At 68.5% G+C, this 18,879-nt stretch carries 17 protein-coding genes; 10 read left to right on the top strand and 7 right to left on the bottom strand.

Features of this window, described 5'->3' with window-relative positions; all coding sequences use genetic code 11:
* Nucleotides 1-2 precede the first annotated feature (2 nt).
* On the top strand, nt 3-1,643 hold the full coding sequence (locus tag KCG34_RS18905) for a long-chain-fatty-acid--CoA ligase (RefSeq protein ID WP_211940892.1): 1,641 nt from the start codon (nt 3-5) through the stop codon (nt 1,641-1,643).
* Between the two features lie 42 nt (nt 1,644-1,685).
* Nucleotides 1,686-1,967, top strand: coding sequence for a hypothetical protein (locus KCG34_RS18900; RefSeq protein ID WP_211937165.1), 282 nt, complete (start codon nt 1,686-1,688; stop codon nt 1,965-1,967).
* Nucleotides 1,968-1,970: 3 nt separating this feature from the next.
* Here KCG34_RS18900 and KCG34_RS18895 read toward each other — a convergent pair whose 3' ends face one another.
* From KCG34_RS18895 to KCG34_RS18875, 5 genes are all read right to left on the bottom strand, one after another.
* Nucleotides 1,971-4,397, bottom strand: a complete 2,427-nt coding sequence (locus tag KCG34_RS18895) for a glycoside hydrolase family 31 protein (protein ID WP_211937164.1) — start codon at nt 4,395-4,397, stop codon at nt 1,971-1,973.
* A 100-nt stretch (nt 4,398-4,497) separates the two neighbouring features.
* Complete coding sequence (locus tag KCG34_RS18890) at nt 4,498-5,385, bottom strand: MBL fold metallo-hydrolase (RefSeq protein ID WP_211937163.1); 888 nt, start codon at nt 5,383-5,385, stop codon at nt 4,498-4,500.
* Nucleotides 5,386-5,389: 4 nt separating this feature from the next.
* Complete coding sequence (locus tag KCG34_RS18885) at nt 5,390-5,800, bottom strand: TIGR01244 family sulfur transferase (RefSeq protein WP_211937162.1); 411 nt, start codon at nt 5,798-5,800, stop codon at nt 5,390-5,392.
* A gap of 70 nt (nt 5,801-5,870) precedes the next feature.
* Nucleotides 5,871-6,320 carry a MaoC family dehydratase gene (locus KCG34_RS18880; RefSeq protein ID WP_211937161.1) on the bottom strand — a complete coding sequence of 150 codons (450 nt, stop codon included), beginning with the start codon at nt 6,318-6,320 and terminating at the stop codon, nt 5,871-5,873.
* Between the two features lie 63 nt (nt 6,321-6,383).
* Nucleotides 6,384-8,054, bottom strand: a complete 1,671-nt coding sequence (locus KCG34_RS18875; RefSeq protein WP_211937160.1) for a GMC family oxidoreductase — start codon at nt 8,052-8,054, stop codon at nt 6,384-6,386.
* 145 nt (nt 8,055-8,199) lie between these two features.
* Between KCG34_RS18875 and KCG34_RS18870 the strand changes: the two genes are divergently transcribed.
* The 4 genes from KCG34_RS18870 (at nt 8,200) to mopJ (ending at nt 11,892) form a co-directional block, all read left to right on the top strand.
* Nucleotides 8,200-9,087 (top strand): crotonase/enoyl-CoA hydratase family protein, encoded by an 888-nt coding sequence (locus tag KCG34_RS18870; RefSeq protein WP_211937159.1) that lies wholly within the window; start codon nt 8,200-8,202, stop codon nt 9,085-9,087.
* 138 nt (nt 9,088-9,225) lie between these two features.
* The gene (locus KCG34_RS18865; protein WP_211937158.1) at nt 9,226-10,452 is read left to right on the top strand and encodes a DUF2336 domain-containing protein; all 1,227 of its coding nucleotides are present in this window, start codon (nt 9,226-9,228) and stop codon (nt 10,450-10,452) included.
* 266 nt (nt 10,453-10,718) lie between these two features.
* On the top strand, nt 10,719-11,138 hold the full coding sequence (locus KCG34_RS18860) for a Ros/MucR family transcriptional regulator (RefSeq protein ID WP_211937157.1): 420 nt from the start codon (nt 10,719-10,721) through the stop codon (nt 11,136-11,138).
* 262 nt (nt 11,139-11,400) lie between these two features.
* On the top strand, nt 11,401-11,892 hold the full coding sequence (mopJ, locus tag KCG34_RS18855; protein WP_211937156.1) for a motility/cell cycle regulatory protein MopJ: 492 nt from the start codon (nt 11,401-11,403) through the stop codon (nt 11,890-11,892).
* 1 nt (nt 11,893) lies between these two features.
* Here mopJ and mutY read toward each other — a convergent pair whose 3' ends face one another.
* Entirely contained in the window at nt 11,894-12,970 is a 1,077-nt protein-coding gene (gene mutY / locus KCG34_RS18850) for an A/G-specific adenine glycosylase (RefSeq protein ID WP_211937155.1), read from the bottom strand.
* Between the two features lie 60 nt (nt 12,971-13,030).
* Here mutY and KCG34_RS18845 point away from each other — a divergent pair, with 60 nt between their 5' ends.
* The 4 genes from KCG34_RS18845 to KCG34_RS18830 all read left to right on the top strand — a co-directional run bounded on the left by KCG34_RS18845 (nt 13,031) and on the right by KCG34_RS18830 (nt 18,435).
* Nucleotides 13,031-13,582: a DUF721 domain-containing protein gene (locus KCG34_RS18845; protein WP_211937154.1), complete on the top strand. Its 552-nt coding sequence runs from the start codon at nt 13,031-13,033 to the stop codon at nt 13,580-13,582.
* Between the two features lie 85 nt (nt 13,583-13,667).
* The gene (locus KCG34_RS18840) at nt 13,668-14,291 is read left to right on the top strand and encodes a DsbA family protein (protein WP_211937153.1); all 624 of its coding nucleotides are present in this window, start codon (nt 13,668-13,670) and stop codon (nt 14,289-14,291) included.
* Nucleotides 14,292-14,360: 69 nt separating this feature from the next.
* Complete coding sequence (locus KCG34_RS18835) at nt 14,361-14,984, top strand: DsbA family protein (RefSeq protein WP_249138079.1); 624 nt, start codon at nt 14,361-14,363, stop codon at nt 14,982-14,984.
* 7 nt (nt 14,985-14,991) lie between these two features.
* Nucleotides 14,992-18,435, top strand: coding sequence for an AAA family ATPase (locus KCG34_RS18830; protein WP_211937152.1), 3,444 nt, complete (start codon nt 14,992-14,994; stop codon nt 18,433-18,435).
* Here KCG34_RS18830 and KCG34_RS18825 read toward each other — a convergent pair.
* Nucleotides 18,432-18,845 carry a GNAT family N-acetyltransferase gene (locus KCG34_RS18825; RefSeq protein ID WP_249138078.1) on the bottom strand — a complete coding sequence of 138 codons (414 nt, stop codon included), beginning with the start codon at nt 18,843-18,845 and terminating at the stop codon, nt 18,432-18,434. The two genes, KCG34_RS18830 and KCG34_RS18825, sit on opposite strands and share 4 nt — an antisense overlap.
* Between the last annotated feature and the right edge of the window lie 34 nt (nt 18,846-18,879).

The raw sequence follows: 18,879 nt of genomic DNA, 5'->3' as shown, positions 1-18,879 counted from the left end.
CCATGCTGGGCCTGATGCAGGATTGGCCGCTGACGGTGGATCGGATTCTGGATCACGCCGCACGCTGGCACGGCGACCGCGAGGTGGTCAGCCGCTCGATAGAGGGCCCGATCGTCCGCACGACCTATGCGGCGATGGAGGAGCGGGCCAAGCGACTTTCCAACGCGCTGAAGGCCCTGGGCGTCCAGGTCGGCGACCGGGTCGCGACGCTCGCCTGGAACTCCGGCCGGCACATGGAGGCCTGGTACGCCGCCATGGGCATGGGGGCGGTCTGCCACACCCTGAACCCCCGGCTGTTCGCAGATCAGCTCTGCTACATCATAGGCCACGCCGAAGATAAGATCATCTTCAGCGATCTGACCTTCCTGCCGACGCTCCTGGCCAACCGCGACAAGATGCCGAGCGTGAAGGCGTTCGTGGTCATGACCGACGCCGAGACCATGAAAGGCGTCGACTTCCCGGGCGCCCTCTGCTTCGAGACCTTGATCGAGCAGTCCTCGCCCGACTTCGTCTGGGGCGGGTTCGACGAGAACCTGGCCTGCGGCCTCTGCTACACCTCGGGCACCACCGGCAATCCCAAGGGCGTGCTCTACTCGCACCGCTCCAACTTCCTGCACACCCTGACCACCCTGCAGACCGACGTCATGGGCCTGTCCGCCCGCGACACCATCCTGCCGGTGGTGCCGATGTTCCACGCCAACGCCTGGGGCATCGCCTTCTCGGCGCCGGCGGTCGGGGCCAAGCTGGTCATGCCAGGCGCCAAGATGGACGGCGCCTCGATCCACGAGCTCTTGGAAACCGAGCAGGTCACCTTCTCGGCCGCCGTGCCCACCGTCTGGCAGATGCTGCTGCAACACCTGCAGGCCACTGGCGAGAAGCTGACCAGCCTCAGGCGTGTGGTCATCGGCGGCTCGGCGGTGCCCGAGGCCCTGATGCGCAGTTTCCGCGACGATTTCGGCGTCGAGGTGACCCACGCCTGGGGCATGACCGAGACCTCGCCGCTCGGCACCCAGGCCACGCCCAACGCCGCGATCGCGGCGCTTCCTTACGAAGAGCAGCTGAAATACCGCCTCAAGCAGGGTCGCGCCCCGCTGGGCGTGCAGCTGAAGCTGACCGACGAGGCCGGCCAGCGCCTGCCGCACGACGGCTCGACCTTCGGCAAGCTCAAGGTCAGCGGCCCCTTCATCGTTCGCGAATATTTCAAGGGCGACGGCGGCCAGATCCTGGACGAGGAGGGCTATTTCGACACCGGCGACGTGGCCACCATCGACGAGATGGGCTTTATGCAGATCACCGACCGGGCCAAGGACGTGATCAAGTCCGGCGGCGAATGGATCAGCTCGATCGAGATCGAGAACATCGCCTGCGGCCACCCGAAGTCGGCCATCGCCGCGGTGATCGGCGTCTTCCATCCCAAGTGGGACGAACGGCCCCTGCTGCTGGTCAAGCTGAAGCCCGGCGAGACGGCGACGCGCGAAGAATACCTGGCCTTCCTGGACGGCAAGATCGCCAAGTGGTGGATGCCCGACGACGTGGTCTTCGTCGACGACATCCCGCTGGGCGCGACCGGCAAGATCGACAAGAAGGTCATCCGCCAGCAGTTCGCCGACTACAAGCTGCCGGGGGTGAAGGCGGCGGAGTGATGGAAGCTGAGGAAAAGGTCGGGGTTCAGGTTGGGGGCCTGTATGAGTTCTACTCCGCTAACCAATAAACAATTGGTCGCGATCTGGTGGGCATTCTTTTGGCGAGCAACGATCTTCGGCGCGGCCGGAGGAGCCGCCACCACATTTATCATCGCATTTCTTTTCGGCTTTGCCGGCGCCGGTCAGCTGCCAATGACGGCCTCAGCCATCATTGGCTATCTGGCAGGTATTCCCTGTTCGGTGCTTGCGCTCAGAGCGGCGTTATCAAAGCGTTACAGCGAATTCTCCATCGATATAGGTGGGCCCGAGCGGCAGTTTGACTGAAGGTCATCGCCCCTCAACGACAAGCGTTCCCACTACGTCGGACAAGTCCACTATCACCGCCTGACGCTCGGCGTTGTAGCGCATCGGGACCGGCTTGCCGTCTAGCGTCGCCTTGGCCGCCGGCGCCGCCCAGCCATGCAGTGTCACGGTCAGGCCGGTCCACCAAGGCTTGAATGATCCCTTGCGCGGCTCGATGCGCACTGTGGTCGACCCGTTCGCAGACGAACAACTGAACCCCTGCCGCAGGAACGCGCCCTTTCGGTAGGCGAAACTGGTCCCATCATCCAGATAGACCGATCCCTTGCAGTCCGGCCCCGGATAGACCGCCAGTTCCAGCGGGCCTTTGGGCGTCTCCATGGTGGACTGGACCAGGGGCTGGCGCGGGATGATCGAGCCCGGGCGCACGAACACCGGCAGGCGATCCAGCCGCGGCGTCTCCTGGGTGATTGGCGTCGCAACCTTGCGGCCGGTCCAGTAGTCGAACCAGCCGCCGCCCGGCAGCACCACCGGATAGGACGAGGGCGACTCCCAGGTGCCCGGCGGGGCGATCATCAGGTCCGGCCCCAGCATGAACTGGTTGGCCGCCATATTGGCCATGTCGCCGCCGCCGAGGATAGTCGGATATTCCAGGAACACCGGCCGCATGATCGGCAGGCCTGCGCGGCTGTTGTCCTCTGCAAGGCCATAGAGATAGGGCATCAGGCGGTAGCGCGCCTCGATGTACTGGCGGCGGATCGCCTCGTGCTCGGCACCCCCGACCCAGGGCTCCTGGTCGGCCTTACCCTTGGCGGCGTGGTCGCGGAAGATGGGATTGAAGGCCCCGACCTCGATCCAGCGGGTCAGAAGGTCCGCGCTCGGCTGGTCGCCGGCGAAGCCGCCGATGTCGTCGCCGCTGTAGGCAAAGCCCGACAGGCCCAGATTGACCAGCATCGCGGTCGAGAGCTTCAGATGCCCCCAGGTCGAGGAATTGTCCCCGGTCCAGGTGGCCGCATAGCGCTGGCCGCCGGCATAGGTCGCCCGGGTCAGCACGAAGGGCCGCTGGTCGGGGGTCAGTTGCAACAGGCCCTGATAGGTCGCCTCGGAATTCAGCATGCCATAGACGTTATGCATCTCGGCGTGGCTGGCGTCGCGGCTGGCGAAGCCCGGCTCGTCGATGTGATGGACTGTGTCCAGCGGCATGGTGCGGTCACGGCGCTTGAAGATCGCCGGCTCGTTCATGTCGTTCCAGAAGCCGGCCACGCCGTCGGCCACGAAATCCTTGTAGAGCCCGCCCCACCAGCCTCGCACCTTGGCCCGGCTGAAGTCGGGGAACACCGCCGGCCCCGGCCAGACCTCGCCGACATAGGTCCCGCCGCCGGGCGCCTTCAGAAAGGCGTCCAGCTTCGCGCCCGTGTCGTAGGGGACATAGCCCTGGTCCGGCGCATCGGCGATGTGCAGGTCGGTGATCAGGACCACGCGGAAATCCTGCGCCTTCAGGTCGCCGACCAGCTTCTTCAGGTCGGGGAAGCTCTTGCCGTTGACCGTGAACGGCCGGTTGCGGTCCTGGTAGTCGATGTCGAGATAGAGCACGTCGGCCGGCAGGCGGTCGGCGCGCAGCCGCCCGGCGATCTCGCGCACCCGGGCCTCGGTCTCGTAGGAATAGCGCGACTGCTGGAAGCCCAGGGCCCATTCGGGGGCCAGGGGCGCAGGACCCGTCAGCCAGGCATATTCCTCGGTCACCGCCTTCGGGTCCGGGCCGGCCATTACGTAGTAGTCGACCGGCCCGCCCTCGGCCGAGACCTCCAGCACGTCGCGCGCGGCCTTGCCGAAGTCGAAATTGCTGCGCCAGGTGTCGTCGACCAGCAGTCCGAAGGCATGACCCGTCTCGTCGGCGCCCAGGACGAAGGGGATCGACTTGTAAAGCGGGTCGCTGGCGGCGTCGTAGCCGTAGGCGTCGGTGTTCCACATGGTGAAGGACCCGCCCCGCCGGTCCAGCGGCCCGGCCTTGTCGCCCAGGCCGAAATAGTGGGCGTCGGCCGGCATGGCCTTCTTCAAGCGAAACCCGCCGCCCTGGCCAAAGGCGAGGCCGGCGCCGGCTGCGTCGTCCAGCACCGACCGCCCGCTGCGGTCCTTGACCGTCACGTGCAAGGTTGTCTTGTCGATGGTCACGCTGAGGGCCGAGGTTGTGAGCGTGGCTTCGGCCGCCGTCTCGGCGACCTCCAGCGGCGTCTTCTGCGCCCGCGCGCTGGGCAGGACGGCCCAGGAGGCGTCCTCCGGCAGGCCCGGATGGCCCGCGCGGATGCGCACGATGTCGGCCCGGGGCGCGCTGACCTCGAGGGTGACGCCGTTCGCCGTCAGGCTGTAGCTGGGCGCGGTGGCCGCCGAAGCGGAGCTGGCCACAAGCGCGGCCACTGCTGCGCCCAAAAGCCAATGATCCACGCGCCGCGCCATGCTGACCCCCTAAGCCTATGATCTCGTTGGCGGCGATCATGCGGACGGCGCGCGCAAAGCCTAGCCCGCAAATGGGTCCTGCATTCGTATTCCTGGGGGTTCAGGTCGCCCGGAACGACGCCCCCGGCCCCATCGGCCCCTCGGCGGCGATCACGCCCTGGCGCTCCAGGTGGATGATGTGGGCCAGGACGGAATGGGCGGCGGCAGGGTGCAGGCGCGGATCGACCGCGGCGTAGATCACCGGCACCATCTCGGAAATCCGCGTCCGGCCGGCCCTGATCTGCGCGATGATCTGCGTCTCGCGCTCCAGGCGGTGGGCCTTGTAGGCTGCGAGGAAGGGCGCGACCTCGGTAACCGGCGGGCCGTGGGTGGGCCACAGGGTGGAGAAGTCGCGCGCCGCCACCTTGTCCAGGCTGGCGTAGTAGTCGGTCATGTCCCCGTGCGGCGGGCTGATCACCGTGGTCGACCAGCCCATCACATGGTCGCCGCTGAAGAGCGCGTTCTCTTCCCTGAGCGCATAGCAGACATGGTTCGACACGTGGCCAGGCGTCGCGATCGCCTCAAGCGTCCAGCCCGGGCCCTCGATGACCTGGCCGTCGGCGACCTCGATGTCTGGGCGAAAATCGGCCTCGTGGCCCTCGTCCAGGCGAATGGCGACGTCGGCGTCGCCCGGCGGCGGGCGGCCGATCACCACCGCGCCGGTCCGATCGGCCAGGGGCCGCGCCAGGGGCGAGTGGTCGGAATGGGTGTGGGTGGTCAGGATGTGGGTGATGCGCTCGCCCGACGTTGCGGCGAGCAGCGCCTCCAGGTGCGCCTCGTCCCGCGGGCCGGGGTCGATCACCGCCACCTCGCCGCGGCCGACGATATAGACGCCGGTGCCCCTGTAGGTGAACGGCCCGGGATTGTTGGCCACCACCCGCCGGATCAGGGGCGAGACCTGGTCCGGCTTGCCATATTCGAACTCGATCTCGCGCACGAAGGGGATCATCGGATCAGCCTCCGAGCACCCCGGAAAGGTCGTAGCCGGCTGAGGCGCCCAGCTTGATCAGCTCGTCGCGGGGGCGGGCGCCGCTGACCGCCTGGCCGATCGACCAGGTGACGATCGAGCGGGTGCCTGATCGGCAGAAGGCCAGCACCGGGCCCTCGGCCCCGGCGACCGCCTCGGCGACCGCCTGCACCTGGGCCGGGCCAGGGCCGCCGATGACTGGGATATGCACGTAGGCAAGCCCCGCCGCCTCGGCCGCCGCCGCCATCTCCGCGCTGGTCGGCTGGCCGGGAGCCTCGCCGTCCGGGCGGTTGTTGATCACCAGCGTAAAGCCCATGGCCGCGGCCTCGGCCAGGTCCCCGGGCGCGATCTGCGGCGCAACGGTGAAGGCGTCGGTGACTTTGCGGAAATCGGCCATGGGCGGGGTCCTTTAAACATCGCGCTCGGTCTTAGCCCCTTTCCCCGTTGCGGGGGAAAAGAGAAAAACCTCACCCGCCGTAAATGACGCTGATGGTCTCGGCGACGCAGGCTGGGCGTTCCTCGCCTTCGATCTCGATGGTGCACTCGTTCTTCAGCTGGATGCCGCCGGACTTGGGCTCGGCGCCGATCAGCTTCTGGCGCAGGCGCACGCGCTTGCCGACGCGGACCATGTTGGTGAAGCGCACCTTGTCCGAGCCGTAGTTGATGCCCCGGGTCACGCCCTTGACGTTCAAAAGGCCGGCGCCGAGGAACGGGATCAGCGACAGGGTCAGGTAGCCATGGGCGATCGGGCCGCCGATCTCCTTGGTGGCGCGCTCGACATCGACGTGGATCCACTGGTGGTCGCCGGTGGCGTCCGCGAACTTGTTCACGCGGTCCTGGGTGATTTCCAGCCAGTCGGAGACCCCGACCTCCTGGCCGACCAGTCCGGGCAGATCCTTGAATTCGACAGCGGCCATCTGGCTTCCTCCGAAATTTAAACGCGCGTTTTGATGACCCATTTCACCGGGGCCGGCAAGCATTCAGGCGGCGCTGGCGAGCGCCGCTTTGCCCAGGATCATGTCCGCCGCCTTCTCGGCGATCATGATCGTCGGGGCATTGGTGTTGCCGGAGACGAGGCGTGGCATCACCGAGGCGTCGACTACACGAAGGCCCTCGACGCCCCGAACCTTCAACTGCGGATCGACCACCGCCTGCGGCCCGTGGCCCATCTGGCAGGTGCCGACCGGGTGATAGATGGTCGAGCCAGCCATGCGGGCATATTCGAGAAGGGCCGCATCGGTGGCGAAGTCCGGTCCCGGCGCCATCTCGTGATCGACGTAAGGCGCCAGCGCAGGCTGACTTGCGATCTTGCGCGCCCAGTGCAGCGAGGCCACCGCCACCTCCTGGTCCAGGGGGTTGCTCAGATAGTTGGCGCGGATCGCCGGATAGACGCTGGGGTCGGCCGACTTGATCCTGATGTCGCCGCGGCTCTCGGGGCGCACCTGGCAGGGAGCGATGGTCAGGCCGGGCAAGTCCTCCAGCACCATCTTCTGCTCGTTGACCAGCTTGTCGACGTTCATGGTCGCCGGGAGGATGTGGAACTGGATGTCGGGGCTGGCCAGGTCCGGCCGCGATTTGCAGAAAGCGGCGATATGGGCGGCCGACAGCGTCAGAAGCCCTTTGCGCTGGAACAAGTACTTGATCGCCTCGCCCACGAAGCGGCCGCCCTTGGTCAGCTCGTTGACCGAGATCACATGCGGCTTCAGGCGATAGGTGGCGCTGATCACGTAGTGATCCTGCAGATTCCCGCCGACGCCCGGGGCGTCGACCAGAACCTCGATCCCATGCTCGCGCAAAAGCTCGCCCGGGCCGACGCCCGAGAGCTGCAGCAACTGGGGCGAATTGATCGCCCCGCCGCACAGGATCACCTCGCGGGCGGCCATGGCCGTCTTCTTCTGGCCGTGCTGCACGAACTCGACGCCCACGGCCCGCTTGCCGTCGAACAGCACCTTGCCGGTGAGGGCCTCGGTCTCGACGCGCAGGTTCGAGCGCCCCATCACCGGGTGCAGATAGGCCACCGCCGCCGAGCAGCGCTGGCCGTTCTTGACCGTCAGCTGATAGTAGCAGACGCCCTCCTGCTCGGCGCCGTTGACATCGGCGTTGCGCGGGATGCCGGCCTCGACGCAGGCGTCGATCACGGCGTCGGAGACTTCATGTTTCTGGGTCACGTCCGAGACGTTCAGCGGCCCGCCGACGCCGTGCATACCGCCCATATCGCCCCGTTCCTGATGCTGGGCGCGCAGGAAATAGGGCTTCACGTCGGCCCAGGACCAGCCCTCGCAGCCCAGCTGGCGCCAGTTGTCGTAGTCGCTGTGCTGGCCGCGGATATACAAAAGGCCGTTGATCGAGGACGAGCCGCCCAGCACCTTGCCCCGCGGCCAGACGTGCACCCGGTCGCCGGTGCCGGGATCGGGTTCGGTGGGATAGAGCCAGTTGACCTTGGGATCCTTCAGCGTCTCGGCATAGCCGACCGGGACGTGGATCATCAGGTTGGACATGAACTGGCCGGGGTTCCTGGTCGGACGGTCATCGCCGCCGGCTTCCAAGAGGATCACCCGGGTCCGGCCGTCGGCGCTCAGCCGATTGGCCAGCACGCAGCCCGCCGAGCCGGCCCCCACGATCACGTAGTCGGCTTCCAGCCGTTCGGCCATCGTCTCCTCCTGGACGTATTATCGTTGTTCACTAAGGTGGTATGGCCCGCCCTGGCGCGCTTGGCAACGTTGGGCGACAGGCCGTCTTGACTGACGCTCGGACAGGGGCGCCAGCAAGGGGAAAGACCAGAGGAGAGCTTAGAGAATGGCGACGCCCAGCTTCGAAACCCTGCTGTATTCGGTCGAGGACGGGATCGCCACGATCACCCTCAACCGCCCCGACAAGATGAACGCCTTCACCGCCCAGATGATGCTGGAGATGATCGCGGCGTTCGACGAGACCGACGCCGACGACGCGGTCAAGGCGGTGATCGTCACCGGCTCTGGCCAGCGGGCCTTCTGCGCCGGCGCCGATCTCTCCAGCGGCGGCCAGACCTTCGACTACGCCGCCCGCGGCGAGAGCGCCCGCGAGGAGGCCAAGGTCGGCGACGTCTATCGCGACGGCGGCGGGCGGGTCACCCTGCGCATCTTCGACAGCCTCAAGCCGGTGATCTGCGCGGTGAACGGGGCGGCGGTCGGCATCGGGGTGACCATGCAGCTGGCCATGGACATCCGCATCGCCTCGACCGAGGCCCGCTTCGGCTTTGTCTTCGCCCGCCGCGGAATCACGCCGGAGGCCGCCTCGTCCTGGTTCCTGCCACGCATCGTCGGCATCTCCACCGCCCTGGAATGGAGCTATTCCGGCCGGGTGTTCCCTGCCGCCGAGGCGCACGAGCGCGGCCTGGTCCGTTCGCTGCACGCGCCGGACGAACTGCTTCCCGCCGCCCGCGCGATCGTCCGCGAGATCATCGACAACACCGCCCCGGTCTCGGTGGCCCTGACCCGGCAGATGATGTGGCGCATGCTCGGCGCCGCCCATCCCATGGACGCCCACCGCGCCGACAGCCGCGCCATCCAGTACCGCGGCCGCGCCGAGGACGCCAAGGAAGGGGTCTCGTCCTTCCTGGAGAAGCGGGCGCCGAACTATCCGAACCACGTGTCCAGCGACCTGCCCGACATCTGGCCCAATTGGACCCAGCCCGAATTCAAGTAGGCCGGAGACGGCGCCCATGGGCTGCGACGTTTTAGCGAGCGTCCAGCCGGTGGACTTCCGATGCAAACCCTGGGTTAACTCGCGGCGCGCCATGGTCCGTCCCTGGCGATACCTGCGAGCGCTAGTTCAACCCGCGCCATGAGCGAACCGTCGACCATCAGCCTGGGCGCCGACCAGGAGCCCGAACCGCCGCCGTCGCGCGCGCGGCGGGCTCTGCTGCGCCGGCTGGCCGACGTGGTCTGCCTGCCCTTGAGCCGCGTGAACACCTTCGAGCGCGCGGTGACCGCCGACCTCTTGGTCGAGATGCTGCGCGAGGCTTCGGCGGAGGATAGGGTGCGCGTCGCCAACCGCCTGGCCAACCTGACCGAGATTCCGCCGACCCTGGCGCGCCTGCTGCTTCGCGACACCTTCGAGGTGGCCAATGTGCTGCTGGCCAACAGCGCCTCGCTGAGCGACGCCGAGTTGGTGGATTGCGTCCGCCGCACGACCCACGACCATCGCAAGGCGGTCGCCCAGAGGCGCGGCGTCAGCGACGTGGTGGCCGAGGCCCTGATCGCCGTCGACCTCGAGCCCGAGGTGGTCGAAGCCCTTTTGCGCAACGATCTCGCCCGGCTGTCGGCCGACGCGGTTGAAACCCTGGTCGCCGCCACCCGCAACCATCCCCGCATCCTGCCGCTGCTGCTGCGCCGCGCTGAGCTGCGCCCCTCCCACGCCTATGTGCTGTTCTGGTGGGCCGACGCCGAAGCCCGCAGGCAGATCCTGCAGCGCTTCGCCGTGTCGCGCGAGGTGATGCAGGAGGCCGCCGGCGACGTCTTCTCCCTGGCCGCCGAAGAGAGCTGGCAAGACCCCCTCTCGCGCAAGGCGCTGCAATTCATCGAACGGCGCCAGCGCAACCGGGCCGCGATCGAAAAGAGCCCGTTCGACAGCCTGGAAGCCGCCATCGCCGCCGCCGAACCGGGCCTGAGTTCGGAGACGGCGGAGGAGATCTCCTACCTTTCGGGCGTCAAGCCGATGACTGGGGCCAAGATCTTCGCCGATGTCGGGGGCGAGCCGATCGCCATCCTGTGCAAGGCCACCGGCCTGCCGAAGTCGGCCCTGCGCAGCCTGTGGCGCGGCCTGGGCCGCCCCGAAACGGACCCCGACGGCGGCCCCGACCCCGCGCTCGAGCGGGTGCTGGTGACCTATGACATGATCGCCGTCGACCGGGCGCAGACGGTGTTGCGCTACTGGAACTGGTCCCTGTCCTCCGCCCTGACACCGGCGCTGCTGAAGGCGATCGAGGAGGGCGGCGCAGGGGTGACCGACGAATACTCGGTGCCACAGCGCACGGCCATGCTCGCGTTTTCGGGTGAATTCGGGCGTTAAGCAACGTCCGTGCTGGCCATGCTCCCGTCGGGTTCGTTCAAGACAGCAAGCTGAAGCACAGATTTCAACTTCGAAATCAATCTCTCCAGGATTTGTGGCTCTCGTGAGGCCATGTCGTGATCTTGGCCATTTCTTGGCGCTGAAATAGTGTTCTGGCTTGAATTTTACCCGTTGTCCCCGCCTGTGAAGCTCTATATGCAGGTCGGCACTTGGCGTAAGAACGTGTAAGCGCCGCTGGGATCAAACCGAGACGGACAGAGATAAAGATGGACGACACATCGGAAATTATCGAGATGACGGCGGATATCGTGTCCGCGTACGTGGGCAACAATTCAGTATCGGCCGCCGACCTTCCCTCGCTGATTCAGAGCATCCATCGGGCCCTTTCCGGGGTCACCGCCGGCCCGGCGCCGGTCGAAGCGCCGCCCAAGGAACCCGCCGTCCCGGTCAAGCGCTCCATCACCCCCGATCATCTGGTGTGCCTGGAGGACGGGCGCAAGTTCAAGTCGCTGAAGCGCCACCTGCGCACCAAGTACAATATGAGCCCCGAGGAATATCGGGCGAAGTGGGGCCTGCCGAAGGACTATCCGATGGTAGCCCCGAACTACGCCAAGGCCCGTTCGGACCTGGCCAAGCAGATGGGCCTGGGTCAGGGCGGACGCCAGGCGCCGCGCAAGGGCCGCTGAGCCGTCCGCTTCCCACTGGGACAACCTTGAGAAGAGCGCCCGGGAGCGATCCCGGGCGTTTTTCGTTGGCCGAAAAGAACGGTCCGCCCCACGCCAAATCTTAACGCGATCGAATTGGGGCGGCTGCTTCGGACCTGTGCGGAGCTCACGCCACAACCCGCGACAAAGCCTTGTCACGGACAGGATTTCCGCTTGCCAGCGATTCGTTGCTCGAGTGATAATCATTTATTGTGATTCCAACGGGTTGTTAAGGAATCCGCAGATGCTTGCGCATTCGGGCGGGCCCGCTACGGCGGTTCGTGCACATGAGGAGTTGTTCGCCTACTGGGCCTCACGCCGCGACGGCGCGAAGCTGCCTGGGCGACGCAGCATCCACCCCGCGCATTTCAAGCGGCACCTGCCCACGGTCAGCCTGATCGACGTGCTGTCCGACCCGCGCGACTACCGCCTGCGCCTGGCTGGCACCGGGCTCTACAGCGTCTATGGCCGCGAGATCACCGGCCACACCCTGGGCGAGGTCTACAATTCCGCTTCGGCCGAGTACTGGCGCGCAGAGTTGGACAAGGTGGTCGAGCAGCGCCGCCCGGGCGTCGGCGTGCACAATTTCGCCTGGCGTGGCGCCGGGCACCTGTCGATCCTGTGGCTGCGCCTGCCCCTGGCCAGCAACGGCGTCGATGTCGACATGATCCTGGGCTACGACGCGCTGCTGGGCGTCCAGGGCGACCTCGCTCCGACCGGCATCCGCGCCGCCTGATCTAACCGGTCCGCCTCATATTCACTCCCTTGCCGACTGGCGCGGCGAGGCCTTGGCGCGCCGCTTTCAGGAACACGCTGGGCAGGGCCTCAAGGTCGCGGCGCGGCGACCAGATCAGTCCTTCGACCGCATCCGCCGCCTCGGCCCGCCAGACCGACAGGGTCAGGGCGAAATGGGTGAAGACGTGCTCGATCTCGCCGGCCGGACGCCAGATCAGGGCCGCCGGCGCCGCCGCCATGATTTCCGCTTCGGCGAGGGGCCGCTCACCCCAGTCGCTGGTCGGCAAGGCCAGCATCCCGCCCAGGAGCCCCTTCGGCGGGCGTCGCACCAGCCCGACCTGGTCACCTTGAAGCGCCAGGAAGGCGGCTCCATAGCGGCGCGGCCGCTCCGCCTTGGCCTGCTTGCGCGGATAGCTCTCCGGCGCGCCCGTGGCCCTGGCCGCGCAGCCGCCGGCGAGGGGGCAGGCCTCGCACTGAGGCGCCTTGGGCCGGCAGACCGTGGCGCCCAGGTCCATCAGCGCCTGGGCCCAGTCGCCCGGCCGCTCGCCGGTCACGAGGCCCGCAGCCAGGGCCTTCAGCGCCGGCTTGCCTGCAGGGAGGGCCTCCTCGACTGCGTAGAGCCGCGCCATCACCCGCTCGACATTGCCATCGACCACGTTGGCCGCCCGGTCGAAGGCGATCGCCGCCACCGCCGCGGCCGTATAGGCGCCCACGCCCGGGAGCGCTCGCAGGGCTTCTTCGGTGTCGGGGAAGGCGGCGCCCGGCAGCGCCGCCACTGCGCGGGCGCAGGCCAGAAGGTTGCGGGCGCGGGCGTAGTAGCCGAGCCCGGCCCAGGCGGCCATCACCGCCTCGTCCGGCGCGGCGGACAGGTCGGCGACCGTCGGCCACGTGGCCAGGAACTTCAGGAAATAGGGCGTGGCGTGCGGCACGGTGGTCTGTTGCAGCATCACCTCGGACAGCCATACATGATAGGGATCGGCCCGCCGATGCGCGCCCGGCGGCGCACGCCAGGGCAGGCTGCGGGCGCTCTTGTCATACCAGGCGAGGAGCCGACGGCGGGTCTCTGCGACAGAAAGCATCCATGCTCCTGGGGTGATGCGGGCGAGACTCGGCCGCCGCCCACAGCTATCCTGTTCCACATGCAGCGCCCACTGCCCAGCCCCGAGGAAGCCAGCCGCATCCTGGCCGAAAAGCGCACCCGCCCCGTGCGCCGCGTCGCGCCCTCGGCCGGCAAGGCTCTGAACGGCCTGATCAAACAGTTGGACGAGCGCTTCGGCCAAGGCCCCGAGGGCCTGCAGGCCCGCTGGCGCGAGATCGTCGGCGAGGCCATCGCCGCCCGCACCGAGCCTGTGAAGCTGAGCAAGGGCCGCGGCGGCGCCGGCGCAGCGCTGGAGCTGAAGGTCGACGGCCCCGCCGCCACCCTGATTCAGCACCAGGCCGCCGATATCATCTCCCGGGTCAATCTGTTCCTGGGCGCAGGCGCAGTCGAGCGGCTGCGCATCGTCCAAGGCGTGGTGCGGCGCCCTCCGCCAGCCGCCACCAAGGCCGCCGAAACCCGCCGGCGCAAGGCCAAGCCGCTGGACGCCGCCGCCGAGGCCGAGCTGGAGGCTAGCCTGGCCCGCGGAACAGATTTAGGCCTTACTGCTGCGCTAAGGACCCTCGGCCGCGAGGTTCTTCGGCGGGGAAGCTGAACCGCCAACAACCCGCCCGTTGACAAGCGGCCCGCCAGCGGCGAAGCCGCAAACAAAGAACAATGCCTGCGGCAGGAGCCAGCTCATGCGTCTTTTCGATCGTCGCGTCCTCGTCCTCGCCGCCGCCCTGTCGGTCAGCCTGGCGGGCTGCGACAAACTGTTCGGCAACAAGGCCGCCGCCACCGCCGACGACATGAGCATGGGCAACCCCGCCGCCAAGGTGACGGTGATCGAGTACGCCTCGGCCAGCTGCCCGCACTGCGCCCGGTTCAACGACGACGTCTTCCCGGCCTTCAAGGCCAAGTACATCGACACGGGCAAGATCAACTATGTGTTCCGCGAGTTCCTGACCCCGCCGGAAAACTTCGCCGCCGCCGGCTTCCTGACCGCGCGCTGCGCCGGAAAGGATAATTATTTCAAAGTTCTGGACACCATCTATCACGACCAGACAGCCATCTATCAGTCCGGCGACTTCCACGGCGGCCTCTTGCGCATCGCCCAGTCCGCCGGCCTGTCGGAAAGCCAGTTCAACAACTGCGTCAACGACGAAAAAGCCATCAACCAGCTGCAGGACCGGGTCGAGCGCTACGCCAAGCAGGACGGTATCACCGGCACCCCGACCTTCTTCGTCAACGGCAAGAAGCTGGACGGCGAGCAGACACTGGCCAGCCTCGACGCCGCCATCGCCGCCGCCCAGGCGGGGAAATAGGGTGAAGGGCGCCCGTAAGGCCAGAATCGGGCTTTAATCCGTAGCGCGACTTCCGAAAGGACCCTCGAGGTGCGCCTGTTCAATCGCAGAGCCGCCGCCCTGGCGGGCCTGTTCGTCATAGCCCTGGCGACTGGCGCCACGGCTGCGCCGGACTTCACGGTCAAGCCTGACGACATGACCCTGGGCAACCCCAAGGCCAAGGTGACGGTGATCGAGTACGCCTCGGCCAGCTGTCCACACTGCGCCCGGTTCAACAACGAAATTTTCCCCGAATTCAAGGCCAAGTACATCGACACCGGCAAGGTGCGCTATGTGATGCGCGAGATCCTGACCGCGCCGACGGAGGTTGCGGCGGCGGGGTTCCTGACCGCCCGTTGCGGCGGCAAGGCCAAGTATTTTCCCATCCTGGACCAGGTCTTCCGCCACCAGCATGAAATCTATCAGAATGGCGACATCCAGGGCGTGCTGGGCGCGGCGGCCAAGTCCCAGGGCCTGACCCAGCAGCAGTTCGAAGCCTGCGTATTCGACGGCAAGGGCCTGGCCGACCTCGACGCCCGTGTGGACCTCTATTCCAGGCGGGACGAGATCACCGGCACGCCCACCTTCATCATCAACGGCAAGCGCTACGATTCCGGCGAGATGACTCTCGCCGAGCTGGACGCCGCCATAGCCGCGGCGCGAAAGGCGCACTAGGGCCGCCTTGCACTTCCAGAAGCTGCGCCTTTCCGGATTCAAATCCTTCGTCGAGCCGACCGAGTTTCGCATCGAGCCGGGCCTGACGGGGGTCGTGGGTCCGAACGGCTGCGGCAAGTCCAACCTTCTGGAAGCCCTGCGCTGGGTGATGGGCGCGACCTCGGCCAAGGCCATGCGGGCCGGCGGCATGGACGATGTGATCTTCGCCGGCTCGGGCAATCGCCCCTCGCGCAACCACGCCGAAGTCACCCTGACCATCGACAACGCCGACCGTACGGCGCCGGCCCAGTTCGCCAATGAGCCGGTGCTGGAGGTGGTGCGGCGGATCGATAAGGGGGCCGGCTCCACCTACAGGGTCAATGGGCGCGAACTGCGGGCCCGCGACGTGCAGCTCTTGTTCGCCGACGCCTCCACCGGGGCCAATTCTCCGGCCCTGGTTCGCCAGGGCCAGATCAGCGAGCTGATCGCCGCCAAGCCGCAGAACCGGCGCATGATCCTGGAGGAGGCCGGCGGCGTCTCCGGCCTACACACCCGCCGGCACGAGGCCGAGCTGCGCCTCAGAGCGGCCGAGACCAACCTCGACCGGCTGGACGACGTGGCCAAGGAGCTGGAAACGGCCCTGGCCCGGCTGAAGCGCGAGGCGCGTCAGGCCGAGAAGTTCAAGCGCCTGTCGGCCGAGATCCGCGCGTTGCAGGGCGCTTTGCACTACGCCCGCTGGCGCGACGCCCTGGCCGCCCTGACCAGGGCCGAGGCCGAGGCGCGCGACGCCCTGGCGCGGGTCGAGGAAACCGCACGCGCGTCGGCGTCGGCCCAGGCCGCCGCGGCGGAGGCCGAGACCGGCTTGCCCGCCTTGCGCGAGGAGGCGCAGATCGCCGGCGCCGTGCTGCATCGCCTGGCGATCGAGAACGACCGGCTGGAGCGTGAGGTCGAGCAGGCCCAGGCCGAGGTCGACCGCCACGCCGCCGACGTCGAGCGCTTCACCGCCGATCAGGAGCGGGAAGAGCAGATCGCCCAGGACGCCAAGATCGCCCTCTCACGCATCGAGGCCGAGCTGGCCGAGCTCGACGCCGCCGCCGAGGCTGCGCCCGAACGTGTGCCGGAGCTGACTGAGCAGGTGAAGGCGGCCGAAGCGGCTAGAGCCGAGGCCGAGGGCGGGCTTGAGGCCCTGGCCGCCCAGGTCGCCGCGCAAGAAGCCGAGCGCCGCGCCGCCGAGCAGCGCCAGACCGAGGCCGAAGCGCGCCTGGCCCGCAGCCGCCGGGCGCTTGACACCGCCAAGGCCGACCGCGAGGCCCTGGGCCCCGTCGCCGCACCCGAGGCCGAGGCGGCCAAGGCCCGCTTCGAGGCCGCGCTGGCCGCCCTGCGCGAAGCTCGTGAAGTCCTGACCGCCGCGGAGAAGGCGCAAGGCGAAGCCGCCGCCGCCGAGGCCGCCGCCCGCGACGCTACGCGCAAGGCCGAGGACCGCCTGGGCCGGCTGAAGACCGAGGCCCGGGGCCTCGCCCAGCTGACCCAGACTTCGGCCAAGAGCCCCTACCCGCCGGCCCTGGATCAGGTTTCCCCAGACGCCGGCTACGAAGCCGCCCTGGCTGCAGCCCTGGGAGACGACCTGAACGCGGCGCTAGACAAGCGCGCCGCCGCCCACTGGGCCGGCCGCGATCCGGCCGTCAGCATTGTCTGGCCCGAGGGCGCCGAACCTCTCGCGCCGCAGGTCAAGGCGCCGGCGGAGTTGGCCGCGCGCCTGGCCCTGACCGCCGTGGTCGCCCGCGCCGATGGCGAGCGCTTGCAAGCCCTGATCCCGCCAGGCGCGCGCCTGGTCTCCCGCGAGGGCGACCTCTGGCGCTGGGACGGCTTTGTCGCCCGCGCCGAGGCGCCGCGGCCGGCGGCCGTGCGCCTGGAGCAGCGCCGCCGCCTCGCGGGCCTGGAGGCCGAGATCGAAAGCCTGACCCCGGAAGCCGCCGAGGCCGCTAAGGCGCACCAGGCGGCGACCACGGGGCTGCGGGCCGCGGAAGAGGCCCTGCGCAGCGCCCGCAAAGCTCCGGAAGCGGCCGAGCGCGCCGTCGGCGTCGCCCGCGACGAAGCCGACCGCTGGGCCCGCGAGATCGCCCGCCGCGAGGCTCGCGCTCAGTCGTTGGACGAGACCATCGCCCGCTTCGACGCCGAGCGCGCCGAGGCCGAAGCCGCCGCCGAGGCCGCTAGAACCGCCTTCCAGGGTCTCAGCGCCGATGACACGGCCGCCGTGCGCCTGACCGAGACCCGCGCCGCCGTCACAGCCGCTCGCGAGGCCGCCGCCCGGGCCCGCGCCGCCCTGGACGCCGAGACCCGCGAGCGCGCCGGCCGCGCCGCCCGGCTGGAGCGCGCCCAGCGCGACCGCGCCGACTGGACGCGCCGGGCCGAAGCCGCCGCCAAGCGGCTGGAGACCCTCAGCCTGGATCTCGACAAGGCCGTCATCGCCCTCGACGCTGCGCGCGAGGCGCCGCGCGGGCTGGAGAGCCGCAGGGCCGACCTGTTCGACCAGCTGGCCGCCGCTGAGGCCCGCCAGGTCAAGGCCGCCGACGCCCTCACCGCCGCCGAAACCGCCCGCACCGATGCGGACAAGGCCGCCAGAGCCGCAGAGGCCGCCGCCGGCGAAGCCCGCGAGCTGCGCGCCGCCTCCGCCGCCCGCCACGAGGCGGGGCGCGAGCGCCTGGTGGAGATCGCCGGAGCCTTACGCGAAGCTGTCCGCATGGAGCCGGAGGAGCTCGGCCGCCGGCTCAGCGACGACGCCGTGGCTGTGCCGGCCGATCCGGCCGGGGTCGAGCAGCACCTGTCCAACCTGGAGCGCGACCGCGACGCCATCGGCCCGGTCAACCTGCGGGCCGAGGAAGAAATGGTCGAGTACGAAACCCGCCTGCACACCCTGAAGACCGAGCGCGGCGACCTCTCCGGCGCCATTTCCCGCCTGCGCGAGGGCATCGAGGCCCTGAACGCCGAGGGGCGCGAACGTCTGCTGGCCGCCTTCGAGGTGATCAATGAGCACTTCAAGAGCCTGTTCCTGGCCCTGTTCGGCGGTGGCCAGGCCGAACTGCGCTTGATCGAGTCCGACGACCCGCTGGAGGCGGGCCTGGAGATTTTCGCCTGTCCGCCCGGCAAGCGGCTCTCGACCATGAGCCTGATGTCCGGCGGCGAGCAGGCCCTGACCGCCGCGGCCCTGATCTTCGGCGTGTTCCTGGCCAACCCGGCCCCGATCTGCGTGCTGGACGAGGTCGACGCGCCGCTGGACGACGCCAATGTCGATCGCTTCTGCAACATGCTGGCCGAGATGACCCAGCGCACCCAGACCCGCTTCATCGCCATCACCCACAACCCGGTGACCATGGCCCGCATGGACCGGCTGTTCGGCGTCACCATGCCCGAGCGCGGGGTCTCGCAACTGGTCTCGGTTGACCTGAAGCAGGCCGAAGCAATGGTGGCTTAACGCCGGTAGACGTCCGGCTCGCGGATCTCCATCCAGGTCTCCACGGCCGATAGCGGCCTGAAGCCGAAGCCGGCATAGAGGCCGTGAGCGTCGCGCGTGGCCAACAGCAGCCGCCGAAAGCCCTGCAGGTCGGGGTGGGCCTTCAGATAGTTCATCAGCGCCTTGCCGAGCCCCGCGCCGCGATGCGCCTCGTCCACGAACACATCGCAGACCCAGCCAAAGGTCGCCCGGTCGGTCACCACCCGCGCCATGGCCGCCATGGCTCCGTCCGGCGCATAGGCGCCGACGGTCAGGCTGTTTCGTAGCGCCTTCTCGAACAGGTCGCACGGAATGCCGGCCGCCCAGTAGCTCTCCTGGCCGATCCAGCGCCAGCCCCGGTCGAAGTCGAACCGCTCGGGATCGTCGCTCAACTCATATCCAGCTGGGGCTTGCACGACCTGCGCC

Source organism: Phenylobacterium montanum (assembly GCF_018135625.1).
Lineage (GTDB): Bacteria > Pseudomonadota > Alphaproteobacteria > Caulobacterales > Caulobacteraceae > Poindextera > Poindextera montana.
This window is presented reverse-complemented; position numbering and strand designations above follow the sequence as displayed.